Raw genomic sequence first — 9,813 nt, 5'->3', positions numbered from 1 at the left:
TGGGAAGGTGAGTGGCGGGCGGTGACGTTCGCGCGGGCCGAGCTCGAGCCGGAGCTGGCCAGTGACCCGATGCTCGGTGCCGTCGGTTGGTCCTGGCTGGTCGACGCGCTCGCGAACCGTGGTGTCGAGTACCTCGCCGAGGCGGGCACGGTGACACGCGTCGTCTCAGAGAGCTTCGCTGGGTTGTCCGACCGCGAGCCGACGGTCGAGATGGAGGTCCGCGCGTCGTGGACCCCGCTGGGGGACATCGGAGCGCACCTGCTCGCCTGGTCCGACCTGCTCTGCACGGTCGCGGGGTTGCCGCCGCTGCCGGAGGGGGTCGTCGCGCTCCCCGGTCAACGCCGGTGAACGAGGCACCCAGCAACGCCAGCCGTCAGCGCGAGACAGCTGAGGACCGCGCTCCCGACCTCGGGCCCGCCGAAGCCGAGGTGGAAGCCGCACCGGAACAACTGCTGACCCCGCTCCTCGTCCCGGCCGACGGCGTCCCCCAGGTCGTCATCGACGAACGTCGGCTCGTCGCGGCCGGCCGGGCCATCGCCGCGGGCAGCGGACCGGTGGCCATCGACGCGGAACGGGCCTCGGGTCACCGTTACGGCCAGCGCGCCTACCTGGTCCAGCTGCGCCGGGAGGGCAGCGGCACGTGGCTCGTCGACCCCATCGCCTGCCCCGACCTCGCACCCGTCGCCGAGGGGATCGGTGACGCGGAATGGGTGCTGCACGCGGCCACCCAAGACCTGCCGTGCCTCGCGGAGATCGGGCTGCGTCCCACGAGGCTGTTCGACACCGAGCTCGGCGCCCGCCTCGTCGGACTGCCGCGGGTCGGGCTGGGCGCGGCGGTGGAGCACTACCTCGGGCTGTCGCTGGCCAAGGAGCACTCGGCGGTGGACTGGTCGACGCGGCCGCTGCCCGAGCCGTGGGTCCGCTACGCCGCGCTCGACGTCGAGGTCCTGGTCCAGCTGCGCGACGCGATCGACGCCGACCTGCAGGCGCAGGGCAAGCAGGAGTGGGCCAGGCAGGAGTTCGAGTCGTTGACGCACTTCGAGGGGCCGCCCGTGCGCGTGGACCCGTGGCGGCGGACCTCGGGAATGCACCGGGTCCGAAAACGGCGAGGCGTGGCTGCCGTGCGCGAGCTGTGGCTCGCGCGTGACCGACTGGCCGCCCAGCGCGACATCTCCCCCGGCCGGGTGCTGCCGGACGGCGTGATCGTCGAGCTCGCGATGCGCTCCCCCACCAGCCGCGACGATATCGAGACCGTCCGCGAGCTGCGGCCCGCCCGGCGCGCGGGGCGGGTCTGGCTGGACGCGTTGCGCCGTTCCGACGCCCTGCCTGAGTCACAGCTGCCGCAGCTCACCCTCCCCGCGGCTGGTCCGCCGACCCCGCGGGCGTGGGCTGACCGCGACCCCGTGGCGGCGGCCCGTCTCGCAGCAGCGCGTCAGGGGCTCGCGGCATACGGGGAGCAGCGGATCGTCCCCGTCGAGAACGTGCTCACTCCCGACCTGTTGCGGCGCGTGCTCTGGACGCCGCCGAAGGTCCTCGACGAGGCCTCGTTCGCCGCGGCGTTGACGGCCCTGGGTGCGCGGCCGTGGCAGGTAGAGATCGCGGCGCCGATCATCGCGGCGGCATGTCTGCTGCCCGATAGCCCGCCCGGCACCTCCGACAGCCAACGACCGGTCGGCTCGGGTCAGGACGACTGAACCTTCGTGCAAGTCCGGGCTCGCCTCGGCTGGGTGAGCGGGTCACTCTCGGGCGGTCCGACGCGGCCGGTTACCGGCGAGTAGGATTGATCCTCGACGCGGCCGACCTGCCCCCGTCGACATATACCAGCAGATCCCCCACGAGGAGACACCCGTGCCCCGATCGCCCCGGTCCTTGACGGAGGTCGTCTTCGTCGACGGCGTCCGCACCCCGTTCGGGAAGGCCGGTGAGAAGGGCATCTACGCCCAGACCCGCGCCGACGACCTGGTGGTGCGATGCATCCGTGAGCTGATGCGACGCCACCCCGAGCTGCCCAAGGAGCGCGTCGAGGAGGTCGCGATCGCGGCCACCACCCAGATCGGCGACCAGGGCCTGACCCTCGGGCGCACCGCGGCCCTGCTCAGCGGCCTGCCGAAGACCACGCCCGGTTACTCGATCGACCGGATGTGCGCGGGCGCGATGACGGCGGTCACCAACGTCGCATCGTCGATCGCATTCGGCGCCTACGACATTGCCATCGCGGGCGGGGTTGAGCACATGGGCCACCACCCGATGGGCGAGGGCGTCGACCCGAACCCACGGATCATCGCCGAGAAGATCGTCGACCCGTCCGCGCTCGTGATGGGCTCCACTGCCGAGAACCTGCACGACCGATACCCGGCGCTGACCAAGGAGCGTTGCGACGCATACGCCGTCGCCTCGCAGAACAAGCTCGCCAAGGCCTACGCGAACGACCAGATCCAGCCCGACCTCGTCACCATGGCCACCCGGCACGTCGAGCGCGGCTACGGCCTCGCGACCGTGGACGAGCCACCCCGCCCGGGCACCACCACGACGAGCCTCGCCACGCTCACCACCCCGTTCCGGCCGCACGGCCGCGTCACGGCTGGCAACAGCGCCGGCCTCAACGACGGCGCCACCGCGTGCGTCCTGGCCAGCGAGGAGGCAGCCACCGAGCTCGGCCTACCTGTCGGTATGCGGCTGGTCTCGTATGCGTTCGTCGGCGTCGAGCCCGAGGTGATGGGCATCGGTCCGGTCCCGGCCACCGAGAAGGCACTCGCGCGGGCGGGCCTGACCATCGAGGACATCGGCCTCTTCGAGCTCAACGAGGCGTTCGCCGTGCAGGTGCTCGCGTTCCTCGACCACTTCGGGATCGCCGACGACGACGAGCGCGTCAACCGCTACGGCGGGGCGATCGCGGTCGGGCACCCGCTCGCCTCGTCGGGGGTCCGGCTGATGACACAGCTGGCTCGGCAGTTCAAGGAGGACCCCAGCGTGCGCTACGGCGTCACGGCCATGTGCATCGGCATCGGTATGGGCGGCTGCGTGGTCTGGGAGAACCCCCACCACCCCGACTACGAACCGTCCGTCGGGACCAGCGACACCACCAGCAGCGGCACCACCAACGACACCACCGACACGGAGGACGTGGCGTGAGCACCACCCTGGAGAACCCGGCCAACACCGCGAACCCGTTTCCCGACGAGGTCGTGACCCACACCCCGGTACGCGACGTCGCACTGCCCGGCGCCGCCGGCACGATGGCGCTGCTCACCCTCGACAACGGGTTCGACCACACCAAGCCCAACACCTTCGGCCCGGCCACCATCGCCGCGCTGCAGACCACGCTCGACGCGCTGCGCACCCGCGCCGACGCGGGCGAGATCCAGGCCGTGGGCATCACGGGGAAACCGTTCGTCTTCGCGGTAGGCGCCGACCTCAAGGCCGTGGCCACTGCTCGCACCCGCGACCAGGCGCTCGAGGTCGCCCGGGCCGGACACCGGGCGTTCGCCACGATCATGGACCTGCCGGTCCCGACGTTCGCTTTCGTCAACGGCGCGGCCATGGGCGGTGGGCTCGAGATCGCCCTGGCCTGCGACTACCGGTCGGTCTCCGCAGGCGTACCCGCCATCGCGCTCCCGGAGACGTTCCTCGGGCTCGTCCCCGGCTGGGGCGGGTGCTACCTGCTGCCCAACCTCGTCGGCCCCGAGAAGGCGCTCACCCTCATCATCGCGAACCCGATGAACACGAACCGCATGACAACCGGTCCCCAGGCCAAGGCCCTCGGGATCGCGGACGTGCTGCTGGAGCCCGCCGACTTCCTCGAGGAGTCGCTTACCTGGGCGGCCGGAGTGATCGCCGGGACGACCACGGTCGAGCGTTTCGAGGTCAGCCGCGACGAGTCGGTCTGGGAGAGCGCGGTGTCGGCCGCTCGCAAGATGGTCGACCTGAAGACCGGACGCCAGTCCCCCGCGCCCTACCGCGCGCTCGACCTCGTGGCCGCGGCGCGCACCAGCACCCGCGACGACGCCTTTGCCGCCGAGGACGAGGCGCTCGCCGACCTCGTCATGGGCGACGAGCTGCGGGCCGGGCTGTATGCGTTCGACCTGGTGCAGCGCCGCGCCAAGCGCCCCGCAGGCGCACCGGACCCCAAGCTCGCAGGGCCGGTCACGCTGGTCGGTGTCGTCGGCGCCGGCCTGATGGCCAGCCAGCTGGCCCTGCTCGCCGTCCAGCGCCTCGAGATACCGGTGGTGCTCACCGACCTCGACCAGGCCCGTGTCGACAAGGGGGTGGGATGGGTGCACTCCGAGCTGGATGCCTTGCAGGGCAAACGAAAGCTGTCGGCTGACCGCGCTTCGCGCCTCAAGGCGTTGGTGACCGGGTCGACGACGAAAGACGCGTTCCGCGAGGCGGACCTCATCATCGAGGCCGTGTTCGAGGAGATGTCGGTCAAGAAGCAAGTTTTCGCCGAGGTCGAGGCGGTCGTCTCGGCGACCTGTGTCCTCGCGACCAACACCAGCTCGCTGTCCATCACCGAGATGGCCGCGGACCTCGCGCACCCCGAGCGCGTCGTCGGACTGCACTTCTTCAACCCCGTCGCGGTGATGCCACTGCTCGAGGTTGTCCGTGGCGCAGAGACCGACGACACCGCTCTCGCAACCGGTTTCGCTGTCGGCAAGGCGCTGCGCAAGACGTGCATCCTGGTGCAGGACTCGCCATCGTTCATCGTCAACCGGCTTCTCGGTCGCTGGATGGGCGAGGTCGGCCGAATCGTCGACGAAGGTACCCCGATCGAGGTCGCCGACGCGGCGTTCGCCGGGCTCGCTCCGATGCCGCCGTTCGTGCTCCTCGGACTCGTCGGCCCCCCGATTGCCCTGCACAACAGCGAGACCCTCGCCGCTGCATACCCCGACCGGTTCGTCGTGTCCGAAGGGCTGCGCCGCGTCGTCGAGGCGAAGGTCCCGGCGTTCTACACACGGGACAGCGGTCGACCGCGCGTCGACGAGTCGGTGCGCGTGCTGCTCCCCCAGCCCACCGAGCCCGTGGTCCTCGAGGCGTCACAGGTCCGCGAGCGGGTGCTGTCGGCGATCGCGGACGAGGCACGCCGGATGCTGGACGAAGGGGTCGTGCAGGCTCCGATGGATCTCGACCTGGCCTTGATCACGGGGGCCGGTTTCCAGTTCTGGAACGGCGGCGTCACGCCGCTGCTCGACCGCACCGGTGTCTCCGAGCGTGTCACCGGGCGCCGTTTTCTACCACCGGGAGTCGCCTCGGTCCCCGGCTGACCCCTGCTCCACGCTCGCCGCCGTATCAGCGCGGTGACCGCCTCCCTCCTGACCCGGGTAGGAGGTGGAGGGGATGCGGTGTCCCATGTGGGGTTCGTCAGCGCCGCTCGCGCGCCCGCACAGCCTGGCCTTCTGGGTGCGCCGGTATGCCCCGGCCGAGCTCGCCTGCCTGGTCACCATGCTCGCAGCGAGCGTCCTTGCCTCGACCTTGACGACGTCCGCACCGCTCCTGGCCGCCAGCGCGATCGGCGGCGCGACCGTGGGGTTCTACGGCGTGCTCGTCGTGGCCGTCGGGCGCGAGCAACGCATCGTGGTGGTCAGCGGCACGACGGGGTATACGCGTCGGGTCGCCGCCCGCACCGTGCTGCTGCTCGTGGCGGAGTTCGGGACGCCGGAGATCCTCGACACGTTCCTGTGGCGGCCGGCGCTGATGATCGCCGGGGTGTCCCTCGTGGAGAACCCGATCCTCGGGCTGCTGGCGGGGAAGCTGGTCTCGGACACCCTCTTCTACACGCTGTCAGCCGTCGGGTTCAGGGCCACCCAGCTGACCGGAGCGCGCGGGACCTGAGTCCCGCCCCGCGGAGTGTCATCCCGACTTATCTCATATGTGAGATAACGTGCGGACCATGACCGTCACCGACACCTACCTCGAGCGGATCGGGTCGCTGATCCGCGACGCGCGACGTCACAAGGGCCTCACCCAGCACGAGCTGGCCCGCTCCCTCGGGACCAGCCAGAGCGCCGTCGCCCGGATCGAGCAAGGTCAGCAGAACCTCAGCCTGGAGACCCTGGCCCGGATCGGCGAAAGCCTTGACTCAGAGTTCGTCTCGCTCGGGCACTCTGGGCCTCAGCACCTGCGGATCGTCGGCGGCCGGCAGCTGCACGGGTCGATCGCCGTCAAGACGTCCAAGAACGCGGCGGTCGCCCTGCTGTGCGCCTCGTTGCTGAACAAGGGACACACCACGCTGCGCAGCCTCGCTCGGATCGAGGAGGTCAACCGGATCCTCGAGGTGCTGCACTCGATCGGTGTCCGCACCCGGTGGCTGCCCGGCAGCAACGACCTCGAGATCATCCCGCCCCACCGGCTGGATCTTGCCGGCATCGACGTCGAAGCCGCGCGCCGCACGCGTACCGTCATCATGTTCCTCGGACCACTGCTCCACGAACACGCGAGCTTCAGGCTCCCGTATGCGGGTGGCTGCGACCTCGGCACTCGCACCGTGGAGCCACACATGGCAGCGCTGCGCCCGTTCGGACTGGATGTCGTTGCGACACACGGGTTCTACGAGGCCACCACAGACACGAGCCGTCGCCCGGCGCGTCCCATCGTGCTCACCGAGCGCGGTGACACCGTTACGGAGAACGTGCTGCTCGCGGCGGCAAGACACGACGGCGTCACGGTGATCCGCAACGCCAGCCCCAACTACATGGTCCAGGACCTGTGCTTCTTCCTCGAGAAGCTCGGCGTGCGGATCGACGGCATCGGCACGACCACCTTGACCGTCCATGGACTGTCCGACATCGACGTCGACGTCGAGTACTCGCCGTCGGAGGACCCCATCGAGGCGATGAGCCTGTTGGCTGCGGCCGTCGTCACCGAGTCCGCCATCACCATCCGCCGCGTGCCGATCGAGTTCATGGAGATCGAGCTGGCCACCCTCGAGGGGATGGGCATGGAGTACTCCATGAGCGAGGAGTACTTCTCGGCCAACGGCCAGACCCGCTTGGTCGACTTGACGACGATTCCTGGGCCGCTGCATGCGCCGATCGACAAGATCCATCCCCTCCCCTTCCCGGGTCTCAACATCGACAACCTGCCGTTCTTCGCGCTCATCGGTGCCGTAGCCGAGGGGACGACAATGCTGCACGACTGGGTCTACGAAAACCGCGCTATCTACCTCACCGAGCTGACCAAGGTCGGTGCCAAGGTGCAGCTCCTCGACCCGCACCGCGTGCTGATCGATGGTCCGACCCGATGGCGTGCCGCCGAAGTCATGTGCCCGCCGGCCCTCCGTCCGGGTGTAGTCGTGCTGCTGGCGATGCTTGCCGCACCTGGAACCTCGGTGCTACGCAACGTCTACGTGATCAACCGCGGTTATGAGGACCTCGCCGAGCGGCTCAACGCACTCGGCGCCACCATCGAGGTCTTCCGCGACATCTGACAGCGGCTGCGGTGGGGGGCAGGCGCTCGCCTCACCTCATCGTCGAGCTGACTGACCGGCTCGCGATCGACCGGACTCAGATGTTTGCGACCCCACACCGACCGGACTCAGATGTTCCCGGGTTCCAGGCCGCGTAGCCCGCTGGAACTTGCAAACTTCTGAGTCCGGTGACGGGGTGGACAGCAAGGACGGTGCGAACCCCCTGGGTAAGAGACGGCGACCCGATTCTCACTGCGGCCGGGCTGACCTATCCCAGGACAGCGTGCAACCGGTCCGCGATCGCGTCGGGGGTGAGGCCGATCTCCTCGAGCACCTCACCTCGAGAACCGTGTGACAAGAACCGCTTCGGTATGCCGTGCAGGTGCACCGGCACGTCGAGGCCGGCCTCGTGCAGCACCACGGCCATCTGAGACCCGACCCCCCCGACGACCAGGTTGTCCTCGATGACGGCCACGGCCGCCGCGTCTCGGGCGAGCGTGACGAGGTCCTCGCTCACCGGCAGACACCAGCGGGGGTCCACGACCCTCACCCCGTGCCCCTGCGCGGTGAGCTTCTCCGCCACCGACATCGCGGTCGCCGCCATCTCCCCGAGACCCACGAGCAGCAGCTCGACGCCGTCGGCCGGGCCGGGCTCGGCGAGCACGTCGACAGTCCCGACCGACCGCATCGCAGGGATCCGAGCCGGTGGGTTCTGCTTGGAGAACCGGATGACCGTGGGAGCGTCGTTCACGTCGACCGCCTCGCGCACGGCCCGGCCCAGCTCGTGGGCGTCGCGAGGCGCCGTCAGGCGAAGGCCCGGCACGAGACCCGTGATGGACATGTCCCACATGCCGTTGTGGGACGCGCCGTCGCTGCCGGTGATCCCCGCGCGGTCGAGGACAAACGTCACTCCGGCGTGGTGCAGGGCACAGTCCATGACCAGCTGGTCGAAGGCCCTGTTGAGGAACGTGGCATAGACCGCCACCACCGGGTGGAGCCCGCCGAAGGCCAAGCCGGACGCCATGGTCACCGCGTGCTGCTCGGCGATGCCCACGTCGAACACCCGGTCGGGATACTTCTCGGCAAACGGTCTGAGGCCGACGGGGATGAGCATCGCCGCAGTGATCGCCACGATGTCCACCCGCTCGCGCGCCACCTCCACCAGGGCGTCGCTGAACTCGTCGGTCCAGATGCGCCCTTTGATCTGCAGCGGCAGGCCCGTCTCGGGGTTGATCTTGTCGACGGAGTGAAACCGGTCGGCGTCGTCACGTCGGGCGAGATCGTAACCCTTCCCCTTCTTGGTCAGGACGTGCACGAGCACCGGGCCGCCGAAGGAACGGGCCCGGCGCAGGGCCGCTTCGATGGCCGGCTCGTCGTGGCCGTCGATGGGTCCTAAGTACTTCAGCCCCAGGTCCTCGAACATCCCCTGGGGGGCGACCATGTCCTTGATGCCCTTCTTGACGCCGTGCATGGCGCCGTACATCGCGCCGCCGATGACGGGCGTGCGCGAGATGGCGTTCTTGCCCCAGTCGAGCACGTTCTCGTAGCTGCGCGTCGTCCGCAACGTCGCGAGGTGCTCGGCCAGGCCGCCGGTCGTCGGCGCATACGAACGCTCGTTGTCGTTGACGACGATGACCAGAGGCAGGTCCCTGTCGACGGCAATGTTGTTGATGGCTTCCCACGCCATGCCGCCGGTCAATGCCCCGTCCCCGATGACGGCGACGGTGTAGCGCTCGCGGTTGCCGGTGAGGCGACGCGCTTTGGCGATCCCGTCGGCCCAGGAGAGCGCCGTCGAGGCGTGTGAGTTCTCCACCACGTCGTGCTCGGACTCCGCCCGGCTCGGATAGCCGGAGAGACCGCCGCGCGTCCGGAGCCCGTCGAAGTCGTGCCGACCCGTGAGCAGCTTGTGCACGTAGGACTGGTGCCCGGTGTCGAACACGACCGTGTCGCGCGGGGAGTCGAACACCCGATGCAGCGCGATGGTCAGCTCCACGACACCGAGGTTGGGGCCGAGGTGGCCACCGGTCCGCGAGACGGACGTGATGAGGAACTGCCGGATCTCGGTGGCGAGGTTGTCCAGCTCCGACGGGCTCAGTGCCTTGAGGGCGTCGGGTCCGTCGATGGAGTCGAGCAGTGCCACGAGGATGGGGTCCTTTGTCCGCGAGTCGGTCGCCCCACTGTAGTTCAGCAGCAGGCCAGGGGCGGGTCAGTCGATCGGCGGTGGACCCCGACCTGACCCGCGCGGCCCCGCAGCTCGCTCAGACGGCGATGACCTCACTCGCGGTGATCGAGGGGTCGAGGAGGATCTTGGCGTGCCGATCGGCGTCCTCGAGGACCCGAAAGGCCTCGTCGACACCGGCGAGCCCGACCCTGCCCGTCACGATGGGACCGGCGTCGAGCCGGCCCTCGGC

The 9,813-nt window shown here is 69.7% G+C and carries 7 protein-coding genes; 6 read left to right on the top strand and 1 reads right to left on the bottom strand.

The window, feature by feature from the left end; all coding sequences use genetic code 11:
• The 6 genes from ABI385_RS14555 to ABI385_RS14530 form a co-directional block, all read left to right on the top strand.
• Positions 1 to 348: DUF3000 family protein (locus ABI385_RS14555; protein ID WP_348104477.1), on the top strand; the 348-nt coding region annotated here is incomplete at its 5' end.
• The gene (locus ABI385_RS14550) at positions 345 to 1,694 is read left to right on the top strand and encodes an HRDC domain-containing protein (RefSeq protein WP_348104476.1); all 1,350 of its coding nucleotides are present in this window, start codon (positions 345 to 347) and stop codon (positions 1,692 to 1,694) included. The genes ABI385_RS14555 and ABI385_RS14550, both read left to right, overlap by 4 nt.
• Positions 1,695 to 1,848: 154 nt before the next feature.
• A complete protein-coding gene (locus tag ABI385_RS14545; protein ID WP_348104475.1) occupies positions 1,849 to 3,132 on the top strand; it encodes a thiolase family protein in 1,284 nt (427 codons plus the stop codon).
• Positions 3,129 to 5,261, top strand: coding sequence for a 3-hydroxyacyl-CoA dehydrogenase NAD-binding domain-containing protein (locus ABI385_RS14540; protein ID WP_348104474.1), 2,133 nt, complete (start codon positions 3,129 to 3,131; stop codon positions 5,259 to 5,261). The genes ABI385_RS14545 and ABI385_RS14540 overlap by 4 nt, the downstream gene beginning before the upstream one ends.
• A 73-nt stretch (positions 5,262 to 5,334) precedes the next feature.
• A complete protein-coding gene (locus tag ABI385_RS14535; protein WP_348104473.1) occupies positions 5,335 to 5,829 on the top strand; it encodes a hypothetical protein in 495 nt (164 codons plus the stop codon).
• A gap of 58 nt (positions 5,830 to 5,887) precedes the next feature.
• Complete coding sequence (locus ABI385_RS14530; protein ID WP_348104472.1) at positions 5,888 to 7,423, top strand: UDP-N-acetylglucosamine 1-carboxyvinyltransferase; 1,536 nt, start codon at positions 5,888 to 5,890, stop codon at positions 7,421 to 7,423.
• Positions 7,424 to 7,670: 247 nt separating this feature from the next.
• Here the strand turns inward: ABI385_RS14530 and dxs are convergent, their stop codons facing one another.
• Positions 7,671 to 9,542 carry a 1-deoxy-D-xylulose-5-phosphate synthase gene (gene dxs / locus ABI385_RS14525; protein ID WP_348104471.1) on the bottom strand — a complete coding sequence of 624 codons (1,872 nt, stop codon included), beginning with the start codon at positions 9,540 to 9,542 and terminating at the stop codon, positions 7,671 to 7,673.
• Between the last annotated feature and the right edge of the window lie 271 nt (positions 9,543 to 9,813).

This window comes from Lapillicoccus sp., from assembly GCF_039935575.1.
In the GTDB taxonomy this organism is placed as follows: Bacteria; Actinomycetota; Actinomycetes; order Actinomycetales; family Dermatophilaceae; genus Lapillicoccus.
The sequence above is the reverse complement of the archived record's forward strand: the minus strand, read 5'-3'. Positions and strand labels throughout refer to the sequence as shown.

Excerpts from the sequence above, each read along its gene's own strand:
- ABI385_RS14535 (WP_348104473.1), top strand. The coding sequence starts at position 5,335 with ATGCGGTGTCCCATGTGGGGTTCGTCAGCGCCGCTCGCGCGCCCGCAC.
- ABI385_RS14530 (WP_348104472.1), top strand. The coding sequence starts at position 5,888 with ATGACCGTCACCGACACCTACCTCGAGCGGATCGGGTCGCTGATCCGC.